Raw genomic sequence first — 17422 nt, 5'->3', positions numbered from 1 at the left:
AGAAAGCAAGGTGACTGCGATTAGTTTCATAAATATTACGTAATTCATTGATAAATAAAATGGTATTGCAATCATTGATAAAAGAGGTATACTGACAGAGCACCATCTTTTTTTGACAGTGCACGATCGGCAAGAGCGGCGTATTGATGTAAGGGGAGGCTGTTCTTGCTGAGTATATCCAAGGGGGATTTTGTATGAGAAAGACAGAATGCTTAGCAATGATACTGGCTGGCGGACAGGGAAGCCGCCTTGGCGCTTTGACGAAGAAGATCGCAAAGCCGGCCGTCCCGTTTGGCGGGAAGTACCGCATCATTGACTTTCCACTCAGTAACTGCGCCAATTCCGGCATCGACAAGGTCGGTGTACTGACGCAGTACCGTCCGCTCGAGCTTCACAATTACCTGGCTTCCGGCAGTGCCTGGGATCTCGATAAGAAAGAGGGCGGTGTCTTCATTCTGCCGCCGTATGCACGCGAGAAAGGTGCGGACTGGTATCGCGGCACGGCAGATGCCATCTACCAGAACCTGAACTTCATCGACTTGGCGGACCCGGAGTACGTCCTGATCCTCTCGGGCGACCACATCTACACGATGGATTATTCCTGGATGCTCGATGCCCACAAGGCCAATAAGGCTGAGGCCACAATCGGTGTCATCGAAGTCCCGTGGGATGAGGCCCCGCGCTTCGGCATCATGAACACGGACAAGACGGGCCGCATCGAGGAATTCGAGGAGAAGCCGGCTAAGCCGAAGAGCAACCTCGCTTCGATGGGCATCTACATCTTCAACAAGGACTTCCTCAAGAAGTACCTCGAAGAGGATGCGAAGGATGAGACGTCGAGCCATGACTTCGGCAAGAACATCATCCCGAAGATGCTTGCCGATAAAGCACGTCTCTACTCGTACGCTTTCGATGGCTATTGGAAAGATGTCGGAACGATTGAGAGCCTCTGGCAGGCAAACATGGACCTCTTGCAGGATTAGCCGCCGTTCGAGCTCAATGGCGATTGGAAGATCTATTCCTCGAATCCCTCGATGCCGCCGCATTATGTAGGCCCTGATGCCACGGTCAAGAACTCGATGGTCAGCGAGGGCTCGATGATCCTCGGCGATGTCGAGAACTCGGTCATCTTCCCAGGCGTCCGCATCGGCAAGGGCGCAAAGGTGCGCAATTCGGTCATCATGCCGTCGACAGTCGTGCGTGAGAATGCTGTCGTCGACTATGCGATCCTCGCACAGAATTGCGAGATCGGCGAAGGAGCAAAGGTGACGGGTGAGAAGGGTGCCATCACGGTCGTCGCAGATGGCGAGACGATTGTCGCAACAGCGGCAGGCAGCAAGCAGGCCGGCTAAGATTGTCAGCTCAACCTCATAGATACAACAGAACACAGACCAGAAGATCGGAGTGAATCAAATTGAAAACAGTAATGGGGATCATCAATCTTCAGGAGGACAATAGCCTCATCCGAGAGCTGACCGACCGTCGCGTCGTCGAATCGCTGCCGTTTGCCGGCCGCTATCGCCTCATCGATTTTGCACTGTCGAGCATGGTGAACTCGGGCGTCCAGAATGTCGGCGTTATGCTGCCGGACAAACCGCGTTCCGTCCTCGATCATCTGCGTTCCGGTAAGGATTGGGATCTGGCCCGCCGCCATGACGGCCTCTTCTACCTGCCGGCTCCGCATGACGAGGAATCGCGCCGCCGCGGTGACCTTCGCAACTTCTACTACAATCTCGACTTCTTCGAGCACAGCTCGCAGAAATACGTCCTGCTGGCAGGCGGCAGCTTCGTCTACAACATCAACTTCAACGAGCTTCTGCGCTTCCACCAGAACACGAATGCTGACATCACGATGGTCTACTACACGGCCTCGCACGAAGCTGCGGGCCGCAGCACTGTCATCGAGACGGCTGAGAACGGGCTCGTCGAGGACATCGCCGAGAAGCCGGCCATCTACGATGGCTCGAAAGTCTCGATGAATGTCTTCCTCATGGAGAAGCGCATCTTCATCGAGATGATCCGCTACAGCTACGAGCATGGCGGCCAGGACCTGCTGCTCGACGGCATCATCCGCCGTTCGGACGAGTACAGCATCTATGCTTATGAGCATGATGGCTATGTCGCACATGTTGATTCGACGGCTTCGTACTACAAGGCAAACATGGACATCCTCAATCCTTCTGTATGGGAAGAGCTCTTCATGGGCGAGAATTCCATTTACACGAAGGTCAAGGATGAAGTCCCTGTGCAGTACAAGGACACTGCCGTCGTCAAGAATTCGCTGATTGCCAATGGCTGCATCATCCGCGGTGAAGTCGAGAACAGCATCCTGTTCCGCGGCGTCACCATCGAGAAGGGTGTCAAGGTCAAGAATTCTATTATCATGCAGAAGTGCGACGTGCAGGAGAATTCCCTGCTCGAAAATGTCATCTGTGATAAGAACGTAGTGATCACGAAGGAGAAGTGGCTCAAGGGAGCTCAGAACTATCCGCTGATCGTTGCGAAAAATGTGGTGATCTAAGATTGAGACAAGCCGTTGTAAATAGAAATGCGCTGGCAGGTATGGGCTGGCACCTCATTTACGACGGCTTTTCTTTTATAAATCAAGTAAGTCAAAGCCAAGGGGAGTGTTTTTTTTGGCACGAGAAACAAAGGAACAGAAACAGAAGAGCCGCGAGTTTGACAAGCTCAAGGAGAATCTGAAACTTCGTTTTGTCAGCACGGCACATCTGATGTATGGCCGTGAGATCAAGGACCTCACGGAGAATGAGGTTTACCAGACGGTGGCTGCTACCGCAAAGCAGTTCATCTCCGACAACTGGATCAAGACAAACAAGACGTATGCAGAGCGCCAGGAGAAGCAGATCTACTATTTCTCCATCGAATTCCTGCTCGGCCGCCTGCTCAAGTCGAATCTCATCAATCTCGGCATCGAAGAGGCCGTCAAGGAAGTCCTGGAGGACTTCGATCTCAGCCTCGTCAAGACGTTCGATGAAGAGCCAGACGCAGGCCTCGGCAACGGCGGCCTCGGCCGCCTTGCCGCCTGCTTTATCGACTCGATGGCAGCACACCGCCTGCCGGGCCACGGCTGCAGCATCCGCTACCAGTACGGCCTGTTCGAGCAGAAGATCATCGAGGGCAACCAGGTCGAGATCCCGGACAACTGGCTCAAGAACGGCTTTGCCTGGGAGTACCGCAAGCCGGATAAGGCCATCGATGTCAAGTTCAACGGCAATGCCTACATGAAGAAGATGCCGGACGGCAGACTCAAGCTCGTCTACGAGAATCCGATGACGGTCATGGCTGTGCCTTACGACGTGCCGATCGTCGGTTATCACAACAACACGGTCAACACACTTCGCCTCTGGAATGCAGAGGTCAACCGCGACTTCTCCGACTACGGCCGCCTGACGCAGGAACAGATGCGCCAGAAGAACGAGTACCGCAACTTCGTCGAGAGCATCACGCGCTACCTCTATCCGGATGACAGCACCTACGATGGCCGTCGCCTGCGCCTTATACAGGAGTACTTCTTCGTCTCGGCTGGTGTCCAGAGCATCGTCCGTCACTACAAGAAGGTCGGCATGGACATCCATGACTTCGCCCAGAAGATCGCCATCCACATCAACGACACGCATCCGGCACTCTGCGTCGCCGAGCTCATGCGCATCCTCGTTGATGAGGAGGGCCTCGAGTGGAATGAGGCATGGGCTATCACGAAGAACACGATTGCCTACACGAACCACACGATCATGCCGGAGGCACTTGAGAAGTGGCCAATCGACATGTTCAAGCCGCTGTTGCCGCGAATCTACATGATCATCGACGAGATCAACCGCCGCTGGCTCATCGATGTGCGCGACCGCTATCCGAACAACGAGCAGAAAGTCCACGAGCTCTCCATCATCCAGGACGGCATGGTCCACATGGCCCGTCTGTCGATTGTCGGCTCGCACAGCGTCAACGGTGTCGCGAAGATCCACACGGACATCCTCAAGTCCACGACACTGCACGACTTCTACGAGTACAACCCGCGCATGTTCAACAACAAGACGAACGGCATCACGCACCGCCGCTGGCTCATGGGCGCAAACCCGGAGCTCTCGGACCTCATCGATGCGACCATCGGCAGCCGCCGCTGGCATCGTCATCCGGAGCAGCTCGACCTGCTCAACGACTACGTCGAGGATAAGCCGTTCCTCGAGAAGCTCGGCGCCATCAAGCACCTGCGCAAGGAAGGACTCGCGAAGTACGTCAAAGAGCACAATGGCATCGATGTCGATCCGGACAGCATCTTCGACATCCAGGTCAAGCGCATCCATTCATACAAGCGCCAGCTCATGAACATCCTGCACATCATGTACCAGTACCACAAGCTCAAGACGGATCCGGACTTCGACATGCTGCCGACGACGTACTTCTTCGGCGGCAAGGCTGCACCGGGCTACTACATCGCGAAGGAGACGATCCGCCTGATCAATGCCGTCGCGGACAAGGTCAACAACGATGCGAGCATCAAGGGCAAGATCAAGGTCGTATTCATCGAGAACTTCGGCGTCTCCATCGGCGAGATCGTCTATCCGGCGGCCGATGTCAGTGAGCAGATCTCCACGGCTTCGAAGGAAGCTTCGGGCACGGGCAACATGAAGTTCATGATGAACGGCGCCATCACGCTCGGCACGCTCGACGGCGCGAACGTCGAGATCCGCGAAGCGGTCGGTGGCGACGCGAACTGTGTGATCTTCGGCCTCAAGGCAGAGGAAGTTCTCAACTACTATGCGACGGGCACGTATTCTGCCTGGGATGAGTACAATACGAATGAGAACGTGCGCCTCGTCGTCAACCAGCTGACGGACGGCACGTACGGCAATTTCCAGTCACTGTCGGACTACCTGATCCGCGCAAACGATGAGTTCTTCATCCTCAAGGATTTCAATGCCTATGCTGACGCGCATGTCGAGATCATGAAGCGCTACCAGAAGCGCTTCCAGTGGCTGAAGTCCTCGGCCATCAACATCGCGAACTCGGGCGTCTTCTCGTCCGACCGCACAATCGATGAGTACGCAAATGAAATCTGGCAGGTCAAGCCGGTCATGATCCCGTAAGCTGTGAATCGCAGGGGCTATGCCCCTGCCCGATTCCAAGGGGATACACAGAGGGGGATTATTGTGAAAACATCAGAATTAAGCGAGTTCGACCTCTATCTCTTCCATCAGGGGACGAATTATCATGCATATGAGATGCTCGGCGCTCATTTTGTCGAGAGCGACGGCAAGAAGGGCGTGCGCTTTGCTGTCTGGGCACCGCATGCGAAGTCCATCAGCGTCGTCGGTGACTTCAATGAGTGGGATACGCGCGTCAATCCGATGACGCGCGGCCGCGACGGCGAGATCTGGGAGGTATTCGTCCCAGGTATCGAGGAAGGCGCCATCTACAAGTATGCGATCGAGCCGCAGTGGGGAGGGCCGCGCATCATGAAGGCCGACCCGTACGGCTTCTATGCGGAGAAAAAGCCGAACACGGCATCGCGCGTCTACGACCTCTCGAAGTACGAGTGGAAGGACGGCGACTGGTTCGAGCAGAAGAAAAAGGAATCATCCTATGAGCGCCCGATGCTGACGTATGAAGTGCATGCAGGCTCCTGGCGCCGCACGAAGGATGGAGAGTACCTGTCCTATCGCGACCTCGCGGATCAGCTCATCGACTACGTCAAGAAGATGAACTACACGCACATCGAGTTCATGCCGCTCTGCGAGCATCCCTTCGATGGCTCGTGGGGCTACCAGATCACGGGTTATTACGCCGTGACGAGTCGCTTCGGCACACCGGACGACTTCCGCTATCTTGTGGACAAGGCGCATGAGAACGGCATCGCCGTCATCATGGACTGGGTCCCGGGCCATTTCTGCAAGGATGAGCAGGGCTTGCGCCACTTCGATGGCCAGACGCTCTACGAGTCCGACAACGAGCAGCTTGCCGAGAACTGGGAGTGGGGCACGACAAACTTCGACTACGGCCGCACGGAGGTCCAGAGCTTCCTGATCTCGAACGCGATGTTCTGGTTCGAGGAGTTCCACATCGACGGTCTGCGCATCGATGCAGTCGCGAATATGCTCTACCTCAACTATGGCCGCAAGGACGGCGAGTGGACGCCGAACAAGTACGGCGACACGGGCAACCTCGAGGCCATGGACTTCCTCAAGAAACTCAATGAGAGCATCTTCAAGTACCATCCGCAGGCCTTGATGATTGCCGAGGAATCGACGGCCTGGCCGCTGATCTCGAAGCCTGTCTACATGGGTGGCATGGGCTTCAACTACAAGTGGAACATGGGCTGGATGAACGACATGCTCAAGTACATGTCGCTCGACCCGATCTACCGCAAGTGGAACCACGACAAGGTCACGTTTTCCTTCATGTATGCGTTCAGCGAGAACTTCGTGCTGCCGCTCTCGCACGATGAGGTCGTGCACGGCAAGTGTTCGCTGATCAGCAAGATGCCTGGCGATTACTGGCAGAAGTTTGCCGGCCTGCGCACGTTCTTCGCGTACTGGATCGCACATCCAGGCAAGAAGCTGCTGTTCATGGGCGGCGAGTTCGGCCAGTTCATCGAGTGGAATTACGATGACAGCCTCGACTGGCATCTGCCGCAGCAGTATCCGATGCACAAGAAGATGCTCGAGTACAGCCGCGCGCTCAACAAGTTCTACTGCGACCACAAGGCGCTCTGGCAGGTCGACTTCGACTGGAATGGCTTCCAGTGGATCGATTGCAACGACAACGAGAACAGCGTCGTCTCCTTCATCCGCAAGGCGGAGGACCCGTCCGACTACATCGTCGCCGTCTGCAACTTCACGCCGGAGGTCCGCCACGATTACCGCATCGGCGTGCCGGAGAAGGGCAGTTACATCGAGGTGTTCAACTCGGATGATGAGGCCTTCGGCGGCAGCGGTGTCAAGAATGAGGGCGAGATCAAGACGGAGGATGTCAAGTGGCATGACCGCGATCAGTCCATCCTCTTGACCATCCCGCCGATGGCGACCATCTACCTGCGCCACAAGGGACAAGTGGCATCTGGCCGGAATTCTTTTGACGAGGCTCCGGCGGAGCTCGAGGTCAGAGGCCATGAAGAGAAAAGTTCTGCCGACAAGGCAGAAGCCGCCGAAGCAATGCCGAAGAAGACGGTGAAGAGACGTACGGCTGCGAAGAAAGTAGAGCCTTCGGAAGGGGCTCCTGCGGACAAGCCGAAGCGCCGCGGCCGTCCTCGCATGACGGAGGAAGAGAAGGCTGCCGCCAAGGCCAAGAGAGAGGCCGAAAAGGCCGCCAAGGCCGCAGCAGAGGGCGAGGCTGCGCCGAAGAAGGCGCGACGCCGTCGCTCTACGGCCGCCAAGACGACGGCAAGGAAGACGACACGCAAGACAACGGCCAAGAAGACCGCCAGCAAGACGGCAAAAGCCGCAGCCGGTGAATCCTGATCTTGTTCAGTTCCTGTTATCGATATTGCAATGTACACTATGAGGGGGATTCTGGAATGAAAGTTCTATATGTTGCTTCTGAGGCTGTGCCTTTTGCCAAGACGGGCGGCCTTGCCGATGTGGCTGGCTCGCTGCCGAAGGCTCTCAAGGCCGAGGGCGTCGATGTCCGCGTCATCATGCCGAAATTCGGCAAGATCCCGGAGAAGTTCCGCGATGCGATGGAGCATGTCTACGACGGGGAGATCCCTGTCGCCTGGCGTTCCAAGTTCGTTGGCCTCGACAAGCTCGAGCACGACGGCGTTACGTACTACTTTGTCGACAACGAAGAGTACTTCAAGCGCGAGGGCTTCTACGGCTATGACGATGATGCAGAGCGCTTCTCGTTCTTCTGCCGCGCCGTCCTGAACCTGCTGCCCGCCATGGACTTTTGGCCGGATGTCATCCATACGAATGACTGGCACTCTGGCCTCGTCAATGTTCTGCTGAAGATCGAGCACCAGGGCGATGAGCGTTACGAGAACATCCGCACGCTCTACACGATCCACAATCTCAAGTATCAGGGCGTCTTCCCGAAGAACGTCATGAGCGATGTACTCGGCCTTGACTGGAAGTACTTCAACAACGGCGACCTCGAGTTCTACGATGCCGTCAACTTCATGAAGGGTGGCCTGATTTACGCCGACTACATCTCGACGGTCAGCAAGACGTACGCCAAGGAGATCCAGTACGAGTACTTCGGCGAGCATCTCGACGGCCTGCTGCGCAGCCGCCAAGACACGCTCTTCGGCATTGTCAACGGCATTGACTATGATGTCTACAACCCGAGCAAGGACAAGAACCTCTACGAGGGCTACGATGTCACGACGCTCGACCGCAAGGCCGACAACAAGGTCCTCTTGCAGAAGGACCTCGGGCTGCCAATCAGCCGCCGCACGCCGATGGTCGCCATGGTCACGCGTCTCGTCGCTGCGAAGGGCCTCGACCTCGTCGTGCGCATGATGGACGAGATCCTGCAGCATGAGGATATCCAGTTCGTCCTGCTGGGCACGGGCGACAAGGCGTATGAGGATTGGTTCAAGGGCCTGGCTTGGCGCTTCCCGACGAAGGTTTCGGCCAATATCTACTTCTCGAACCAGCTCGCACAGCGCATTTACGCGGCCTCGGATATCTTCCTGATGCCGTCGAATTACGAACCGTGCGGCATCGGCCAGCTCATCGCGCTGCGCTACGGCTCTGTGCCGGTCGTGCGCGAGACGGGCGGTCTCAAGGATACGATCATCCCGTACGACAAGTACACGAAGCAGGGCAATGGCTTCCGCTTCGCCGACTACAATGCGCATGAGATGATGTATGCCCTCAAGCGCGCCCTGAGCGCCTACGAGAACTATGAGGAGTGGAAGCAGATCGTGGAGAATGCCATGAATTCGGATTACAGCTGGAAGGAATCGGCTCGCGAATACAAGGCACTCTATGAGAAGCTGACTGGCTCGGAAGCATGAGAGAAAATAGAAAATAGAGCAAGTAAGTGAGAAGGAGGGCGGCAGATGATGCCGCCTTTCTTGTTGGGAAGGAGGAGTTTTCATGCTGACACAGGATCAAGTCTGGCATGATTCTCAGGATATCAACTACCGATCGCCCGTCGGGGCGGCTGAAGCGGGATCAAAGGTCAGGATGGGGCTGCGCCTGCGCACGAAGGAGGGCATCCGGCAGGTCATCCTGCGCTGCTGGCAGGACCAGACAGGGGAGCATCTGATTCCCTTGGAGACGCAGGACGACCCGTTTCAGGAGGAGCATTTCTACAGCGGTTGGCTGCCGCTGCCAGAAAAGGGAGGCCTCGTCTGGTATTACTTCATCATCTCGATGGAGGACGGTACCTGGTACTACGGCAACAATCCAGAACAACTCGGCGGCATGGGCACGCTCTACGACCATGTGCCGCCATCGTTCCAGATCACGGTATTCAACAAGGGGGCCAAGACGCCGGACTGGTTCAAGCACGCTGTCATGTACCAGATCTTCCCGGACCGCTTCTCGCGCGACGGCAATGCCATCATCGAGAAGAGGGGTGCGGTCTTCCATGCCAGCTGGCAGGATGATCCGTGCTACTACAAGGATCCGGACACGAAGGAGATCGTCGCCTACGACTTCTTCGGCGGCAATCTCAAGGGCATCGAGAAGAAACTCGACTACCTCAAGGGCCTTGGCATCTCGGTCATCTACCTGAACCCGGTATTCGAGTCGGAGAGCAACCATCACTACGACACGGGCGACTACCACAAGATCGACCCAATCCTCGGCTCGAATGAAGACTTCCGCCATCTCGTCGATGTGGCAAAGGACAAGGACATCCGCATCATCATCGATGGCGTCTTCAGCCACACGGGCAGCAACAGCCGCTACTTCAACCGCGAGGGCCAGTACGACACGATAGGCGCCTTCCAGTCACCGGATTCCCCTTATTTTGAGTGGTATAACTTCCGCAATTTCCCTTACGAATACGAGAGCTGGTGGAATTTCTCCACGCTGCCTGACGTCAAGGAGACGACGCCTTCCTACATGGACTTCATCATCTACGACAAGGACAGCGTGCTGCACCACTGGATGAAGGAAGGCATTGCTGGCTGGCGCCTCGATGTCATCGACGAGCTGCCGGCGGCCTTCTCGCAGTCGTTCTTTGCAGAGCTCAAGAAGACAGATCCCGATGCCGTCATGATCGGCGAGGTCTGGGAGGATGCGTCGCACAAAGTCGCCTACGGCGTGCCGCGCGAATACCTCTGCGGGCAGGAGATGGATTCGGCGATGAACTACCCGTTCCGCCAGATCCTCTTTGACTTCCTGCTCGGCCGCACAGACGCGAAGATGAGCCTGCGCCGCTTCGAGAGCCTGCGCGAGAATTACCCGCGCGAGAACTTCTATGCGATGATGAACCTCATCGGCAGCCACGATGTGGAACGCGCCGTCACGGTGCTCGGTGAGGAGCCGTTCTACGACGGCATGCCGGCCATCGAGCAGTCGCGCGCGCACCTGTCGGACGACCAGTACAACCTCGGCATGGCGCGCCTCTTCATGGCGGCGCTCTGGCAGATGACATATCCGGGCGTACCGTGCATCTACTACGGCGATGAGATCGCGATGCAGGGCTTCAAGGACCCGTACAACCGCCGCCCCTACAACTGGGCGAATGGCGACACGTACGTCAGGAGCCGCTATGAGCGCATGATCCGCGTGCGCAACGAGCACACGGCCCTGCAGACGGGCGAGCTGTTGCCGCTCTATGCGGAGGACGATGTCATGGCCTTCGCGCGCCTCGTGCGCGGCGGCCGCGATGTCTTTGGCGAGCCAGCGAAGGACGAGTGTTTCATCTCGCTCTTCAACAGGAGTCTCAAGGAGACGAAGACGGTCACGTTGCAGGTCGGCGACTTTGCGGACGGCGTCTTCGCCGATGCCTTCCATCCGGAGACGCGCTTCACAGTCGAGAACGGCCAGCTGACCGTCGATATCCTGCCGCTCAAGGGTTTCCTGTTGCAGAACATACCGCCAGAGCACCACTACAAGCATGAGGCCGGTGTCCTGCTGCATCCGACGTCGCTGCCGTCAAAGTACGGCGTCGGCGATTTCGGCAAAGAAGCTTACCGCTTCGTCGACTTCCTCGCTAAGGCGGGCCAGCACGTCTGGCAGATCCTTCCGCTCGGCCCGGTCGGTTACAGCTATTCGCCGTACCAGTCGCCTTCAGCCTTTGCGGGCAACCCGCTGCTCATCGATATCGATGCGCTCATCGAGAGGGGCTGGCTCAGCAAGCAGGAGGCCAAGGTCACCTATGCTGACTTCGATTCGTCGGCCGACTTCGAGCAGGCGCGCGTCTTCAAGAACAAGTGCCTGCGCAAGGCACATGCAGCTTTCCTGCGCGATGCAGCAGCACAGCCGGACTACGAAGCCTTCTGTCGCGAGGAGGCAGACTGGCTCGATGATTACGCGCTTTTTGAGGCAGCCAAGAAGGAATACGACAACAAGGGCTGGATGGACTGGCCGGAGAACGTCAAGAAACGGGAGCCGGCGGCAATCGCATCGCTGAAGAGCCGCCTGGAGGAAGACATCGCGCTGCAGAAGTTCATGCAGTACATCTTCCACCGCCAGTGGCAGCACCTGCACGATTACGCAAAGGAGAAGGGCATCCGCATCATGGGCGATATGCCGATCTTCCTCGCGCAGGACAGCGCCGATGTCTGGGCCAACCAGCAGCTCTTCGACCTCAATCCGGACGGCACGGCCCATACGGTCGCCGGTGTACCGCCCGATTACTTCAGCGCGACGGGGCAGCTCTGGGGCAACCCGCAGTATGACTGGCAGGCCATGAAGGCGGAGAATTACACGTGGTGGAAGAAGCGCTTCCACAAGCTCTACTCGATGGTGGACATCGTGCGCATCGATCACTTCCGCGGCTTTGAGTCGTACTGGGAAGTCGACGGCAAGGCGAAGAACGCCATCCAGGGGCGCTGGCTGCCGGGACCTGGCAAGCCGTTCTTCGACGAGGTGCGCCGCGCGCTCGGCAGCCTGCCCATCGTGGCAGAGGACCTCGGCATCATCACGCCGGAGGTCGAGAAGCTCCGCGATGACTGCGGCTTCCCGGGCATGAAGGTGCTCGAGTTCACGCTCTATCTCAACCACCAGCACCGCTTGAGCACCGTTGTGCCGGAGAACAGCATCGTCTATACGGGCACGCACGACAACAACACGATCGTCGGCTGGCTCAAGGACGAGATCTCACCGTCGCTGCGCAAGGCCATTGCCGATCTCGTGCGCGCCGATGTGCGCAAGCCGGAGGAGATTGCACGCCATCTCATCGGCTTTGCCTATGCGTCGAATGCGCGCCTCGCCGTCATCCCGATGCAGGACCTCCTGCAGCTCGACGGCAGTGCCCGCATGAACACACCGGGCACTTCGGACGGCAACTGGAAGTGGTGCATGCGCCCGGGCGACCTCGAGAAAGTCGATGCGGCGAAGCTCCATGCGCTCGCCGTTCGCACGGGCCGCGCCTGATCGAGCGACTGGCCACTTCACTGTGGGAATGAGATGAATGACAGCTCTATCTTGAAAAAGATGGAGCTGTCATTTTTGTTTTTCATCTTTTTGTGGTATCCTAGTATCGTATTGTTTTTCAGCAATCTGGATATCTGCAGGAATAGAGGTGTTTTTCATGATCGATATACCAGCGAACTGGATGGAGAAGATCCAGAACGTCGATTGGTCGAAAGTACGGGAATCCGTCAAGGATTATGGCCCAGCCATCAAGGTTCTGCAGCAGACCTGGTCGAAAGAATCCCTGCTCGAGATCAGCCAGGGCAAGCTCTTCGTGCCGGATTCGGTCATCAATGAAGCCATTGCCAAGAAGATCCCGGAGGGCGGCTCCGTCACAGGCGTGACAATCAAGTCGCATGCGAACGGACGCCTCGACATCCGGGCGGAGACGAAGAGAGTCGGTCCCGTCGAGCTGTCGGGCGAGATCCAGGAGTTCATCCACGAGGGCGACAAGTCGTACATGAAGTACCGCGTGCGCAGCCGCAACATCCCGGAGCACGGCTTGATGTCGTGGATTTTCTCACGCGTCTCGCTTGCCATGGCAGAACGCATGGTGGGCCATGTGGAGCTTTCCGATGACCTGCCGATATCCATCCGCCACAATACGGTCACCGTTGACTACAGCAAGGTGCTCGCCGAGTCGGACTTCGGCAAGACAGAGTACCAGGGCCACAAGCTCATGGACATGCTGGAAATCGAGGGCGCCAAGCCGAAAGACGGCGGCATCGAGTTCGACACGAAGCTCAATGTCCCCGACGATGTCAAGAAGGCGCTGGTGGCCGTGCTGGCCGACCAGCTGGAATAAAAAAGATGGAATGAGATAAGAGGGGAGCGATTCTTTGAGAAAGCAGATTGTAGCACTCGCAGCAGTGTTCTGTACACTTGCCGTGACGCTCACTGGCATGCCAGAGGCCGCGGCGCACCACAAGAATGAACAGAAAGTAGAGAAGATCCTCTACATCCCGCACGACAACCGCCCAATCTCGGACAAGCAGACGGCGGAAGTCATCAGCAAGCTCGGCTATGAAGTCGTCGTGCCGCCCGACAACATGCTCGGCAGCCGCACGGATCTCGGTCACCCCGATGAGCTCTGGGATTGGCTCAAGCAGAACGCGCAGGATGCCGATGCTGCCGTCATCTCGTCGGACTCGATGCTCTACGGCAGCCTCGTCGGCTCGCGCAAGCACGAGTACAGCAAGAAAGAGGTACTCGAGCGCGCCGACCGCTTCCAGTCGTTCCGCAAGGAGCACCCGAAGATGGAACTCTACGTCTTCGGTTCGATCATGCGCACGCCGCGCTCTGGCGAGGCATCCGGCCATGAGGAGCCGGGCTATTACCGCAATTACGGCGCGGATATCTTCCGCTACACCGTCCTCAAGGACAAGGAGGAGATGGAGGGCCTGACGCGCCGCGAGAAGAAGGAGTACGACTTCCTGCAGCGCCTGATTCCAAAGGCATCGCTCGCGGACTGGATGGGTCGCCGCGAGAAGAACTTTGCGGCCAACGAGAAGATGATCGACCTGACGCGCAAGAATGCCTTCAACTACTTCGTGCTGGGTCGCGACGACAATGCGCCGTATTCGCAGACGCACCTCGAGAGCCGCCACCTCGCCGCAGCGGGCCAGGACCTCGGCAAGACGCGCTTCCAGGCCATGGCGGGCATCGATGAGATCGGCATGCTGTTGCTCACGCGTGCCGTCAATGACATGCGCCGCGATGTGCCGTTCGTCTACGTCCGCTACAACTGGGGCAAGGGCGAGTTCACGGTCCCGTCGTACTCCGATGAGAAGATCGGCGATTCAATCGCGGCGGCCATCACGGCTGCTGGCGGCATGCAGGTCAAGTCTCCTGAGAAGGCTGACCTCGTGCTGACGGTCAACACGAATCCGAACGGCAAGACGTACGAGGCCAATGACCGCGCCAATGACGGCACGCCGCGCGAGGGCACGAAGTACTTCGCCGATATCGTCAGCGACTACGTTGGCAAGGGCTACCCTGTCGCTATTGCCGATATCGCCTACGCGAACGGCTCTGACAATGCTCTGATGGACGAGCTGCGCGACCGCGGCCTGCTCTTCAAGCTGCGCGCCTATGCGGGCTGGAACACGCCGACGAACAGCACGGGCTTCGTCATCGGCGAGGGCATGATGGCCGAGCACATGAAGGATGAGGCCGTCGATGACCTGTTGCTCACGCGCTACCTCGACGATTGGGCCTATCAGGCCAACGTGCGCAATACGATTGCCCGTCAGCTGACCTGGCTGCGCGGCGACGGCGTCTACGGCAGCCTCGACTCGAAGATGGGGGCCGTGGCGACGCGCTCCGAGCGCATGCTCACGCGCTTCGTCGAGGAAAATCTGCCGCCGATCGACTCGCTCGCCTACATCGAAGTGCGTTTCCCATGGAACCGCATGTTCGAGTCCGACATCATCCACACGGCGGATGAGCCGGTCGACATCTCCTACTTCCCCAAGAAGTGAGAGATGCGACGCGGAGCTATGAGATAAAAGAAAGACCTGCCGGGAGCTTTGCTTCCAGCAGGTCTTTTTTGTGCCACTCAAGAGCGGCGCTTTGCGGCCGTGACGATCTCGGGGCCGAGCGTCTGGCAGCGCTCGATGTCGCTGTCCGCGACATCTGCGTCGGTGTAGATGGCGCGGATGTTCTCGTAGGGGAAAATCAGCTCGGATGCATCGCGGTGGAATTTCACAGACTCCGTCAGCACGATGATGCCGCGGGCCTGGGCGGCCATGGCCTGCGCCGCTTCGATGCGCAGGTGGTCGCTGCTCTTGACGCCGCGCTCGTCCATGCCGTCGATGCCGAGGAAGAACTTGTCCACCTTGAAGTTGCGGGCGCAGAGGCCGACGAGCGGGCCGACCATGACCTGCGCTTCATTCTGGTAGCTGCCGCCGAGCAGAATGATGCGGGCCGAGCGCATCTTGTGCACGAAGCTCGCGATGAAGGCGGAATTCGTGATGATGGTGATGTGGCAGTCGCGCGCACAGAGTTCCTCGGCGAGCAGCGTGCAACAGCTGCCTGACTCGATCATGACCGTCTCGCCGGGCTGGACGCAGCGCGCTGCCCGCTCGGCGATGCGGCGCTTGTTCTCGTAGTGGAAGGAGAGATGATGGCCGATGTCGTCGCTCGCCACCATGCAGGCAAAGCCGTGCTCGCGCTTCAGGAGGCCCTGATGGGCGAGCATGTTGAGGTCCTTGCGTATCGTGACCTCGGATACACCGAGCTTTGCGGAGAGTTCCGTAACAGCCAGGCGCCCGTTCTGGCAGATGAGATCGAGGAGTTTCATATGACGGGGGTGCATCAGATTCGTTCCTTTCGTCAATATTTGTCAACAACACAAAACTCCCCCTGCCGCAGGCAAGGGGAGCTCTTTCAGGCAATGCAATCAGGCGTTCTCTTTGCGGAATTTCTCCATGAAATCCGCAAGGGCAACAGCGCCTTCGTACGGCATCGCGTTGTAGATCGAAGCGCGCATGCCGCCGACGCTGCGGTGACCCTTGACACCGCTGAGCTGATGCGTGAGCGCCTCAGCGATGAACTTCTTCTCGAGTTCCTCACTCGGCAGGCGGAAGGTGACGTTCATGAAGGAACGGCTATCCTTGTCAGCATGACCGCGGTAGAAGCCGTTGGAGCTATCGATGGCGTCGTAGACGACCTTGGCCTTGCGCTCGTTGCGGCGTGCCATTTCCTCGAGGCCGCCCTGCGATTTAATCCAGGCAGCGACCTTGCCGACCATGTAGATGCAGAAGGCTGGGGGCGTGTTGTAGAGCGAATCCTTCTTGTAGAACGTGCTGTAACGGAACATCGTCGGCAGGGACTCAGGGCTGTTTTCGAGCAGGCTCTTCTTGGCGACGACGAGTACGACACCGGCCGGGCCGAGGTTCTTCTGGACACCGGCGTAGATGAAGTCGAACTTGTGGAAGTCAATCGGGCGCGAGAGCATGTCGGAGGACATGTCGGCGAAGAGCGGCACGCCGTTCGTCTCCGGGATGTAGTGGTACTCTGTGCCGTAGATCGTGTTGTTGTAGCAGACATGGACGTAGGCAGCGTTCCGGTCGATCTTGAGCTCAGACTGCTGCGGCACATGGTGGTAGCCCGTCTCCTTGCTCGAGGCGACGATTTCGCCGACTCCGAGATGCTCGGCCTCTTTGTAGGCTTTTTCGGCGAAGCTGCCGGAGAGCACATAGCTGCCTGGATGCTCTTTCGTTGCGAAGTTCAGCGGGATCATCGCGAACTGCTGGCTGGCGCCGCCCTGGCAGAAGAGCACTTCGTAGTCATCGCCGAGCCCCATGAGCTCCTTGATGTCCTGCTTTGCCTTCTCGTGGACAGCGGCGTACTGCGGTGCGCGGTGGCTGATCTCCAGGATGGACATCCCGCTGTTGTTGAAGTTCAGGAACTCTGCCTGTGCTTCCTTGAGTACCTCGAGCGGCAGCGTTGCCGGACCCGGATTGAAATTGTAGACGCGACCTGCTTCCATGAAAAAAACCTCCCAAAACGTATAGAATCTTGGTATTCCTTGATATCCCTGGCGGATGATTCGCTGCTTTCCAGCTTTTGAAGCGCCGGATTCCTCATATTGTCCATTCATTGTGGACAAGCGGCGTTTTTTATATTCTAGCGCGAAAAAAACAGAAAAGCAAGCAGAAAAATAAAAACTGTTTTTTCGGAGCAGACACTTGACGGCTGAAAATGGATGGCCTATAATACACTTATGCACGAAAAATGCACAATACGAAAAGGCGAAGATGGGGAAGCCGAGATGAAGACCCTTATAGAGAGCTGGCGGCAGGTGCGAGCCAGCAGGGAACATCGAGGTTCCGCCCCGGAGCAGCTGATGAAAGTCAGACGGGCATGCC

At 57.7% G+C, this 17422-nt stretch carries 9 protein-coding genes, 1 pseudogene and 1 other annotated feature (1 of these 11 cut by a window edge); of the genes and pseudogenes, 8 read left to right on the top strand and 2 right to left on the bottom strand.

The features are described 5' to 3' along the window. Positions 1-194: 194 nt before the first annotated feature. The 8 genes and pseudogenes from T518_RS00775 to T518_RS00740 all read left to right on the top strand — a co-directional run bounded on the left by T518_RS00775 (position 195) and on the right by T518_RS00740 (position 15031). Positions 195-1352 (top strand): annotated as a pseudogene (locus T518_RS00775) (glucose-1-phosphate adenylyltransferase). A 62-nt stretch (positions 1353-1414) separates the two neighbouring features. After that, positions 1415-2521 (top strand): glucose-1-phosphate adenylyltransferase subunit GlgD, encoded by a 1107-nt coding sequence (glgD, locus tag T518_RS00770; protein WP_036373740.1) that lies wholly within the window; start codon positions 1415-1417, stop codon positions 2519-2521. A gap of 115 nt (positions 2522-2636) precedes the next feature. After that, entirely contained in the window at positions 2637-5105 is a 2469-nt protein-coding gene (locus tag T518_RS00765) for a glycogen/starch/alpha-glucan phosphorylase (protein WP_036373737.1), read from the top strand. A gap of 63 nt (positions 5106-5168) precedes the next feature. Beyond that, positions 5169-7475 carry a 1,4-alpha-glucan branching protein GlgB gene (glgB, locus tag T518_RS00760; RefSeq protein ID WP_036373734.1) on the top strand — a complete coding sequence of 769 codons (2307 nt, stop codon included), beginning with the start codon at positions 5169-5171 and terminating at the stop codon, positions 7473-7475. A gap of 56 nt (positions 7476-7531) precedes the next feature. After that, on the top strand, positions 7532-8974 hold the full coding sequence (glgA, locus tag T518_RS00755; protein WP_036373732.1) for a glycogen synthase GlgA: 1443 nt from the start codon (positions 7532-7534) through the stop codon (positions 8972-8974). 82 nt (positions 8975-9056) lie between these two features. Continuing rightward, the gene (gene malQ, locus T518_RS00750) at positions 9057-12512 is read left to right on the top strand and encodes a 4-alpha-glucanotransferase (protein ID WP_036373729.1); all 3456 of its coding nucleotides are present in this window, start codon (positions 9057-9059) and stop codon (positions 12510-12512) included. Between the two features lie 157 nt (positions 12513-12669). Then, positions 12670-13356 (top strand): hypothetical protein, encoded by a 687-nt coding sequence (locus T518_RS00745; RefSeq protein ID WP_036373725.1) that lies wholly within the window; start codon positions 12670-12672, stop codon positions 13354-13356. 97 nt (positions 13357-13453) lie between these two features. Next, positions 13454-15031, top strand: coding sequence for a DUF4127 family protein (locus tag T518_RS00740; protein ID WP_051652145.1), 1578 nt, complete (start codon positions 13454-13456; stop codon positions 15029-15031). 77 nt (positions 15032-15108) lie between these two features. Here T518_RS00740 and T518_RS00735 read toward each other — a convergent pair whose 3' ends face one another. Continuing rightward, on the bottom strand, positions 15109-15852 hold the full coding sequence (locus tag T518_RS00735; protein WP_244881827.1) for a DeoR/GlpR family DNA-binding transcription regulator: 744 nt from the start codon (positions 15850-15852) through the stop codon (positions 15109-15111). A gap of 99 nt (positions 15853-15951) precedes the next feature. Beyond that, positions 15952-17043 carry a 3-phosphoserine/phosphohydroxythreonine transaminase gene (gene serC / locus T518_RS00730; protein WP_036373720.1) on the bottom strand — a complete coding sequence of 364 codons (1092 nt, stop codon included), beginning with the start codon at positions 17041-17043 and terminating at the stop codon, positions 15952-15954. 256 nt (positions 17044-17299) lie between these two features. Beyond that, positions 17300-17422, top strand: a binding site (T-box leader); it runs 71 nt beyond the window's last position.

Source organism: Mitsuokella jalaludinii DSM 13811, from assembly GCF_000702905.1.
Lineage (GTDB): Bacteria > Bacillota > Negativicutes > Selenomonadales > Selenomonadaceae > Mitsuokella > Mitsuokella jalaludinii.
The sequence above is the reverse complement of the archived record's forward strand: the minus strand, read 5'-3'. Positions and strand labels throughout refer to the sequence as shown.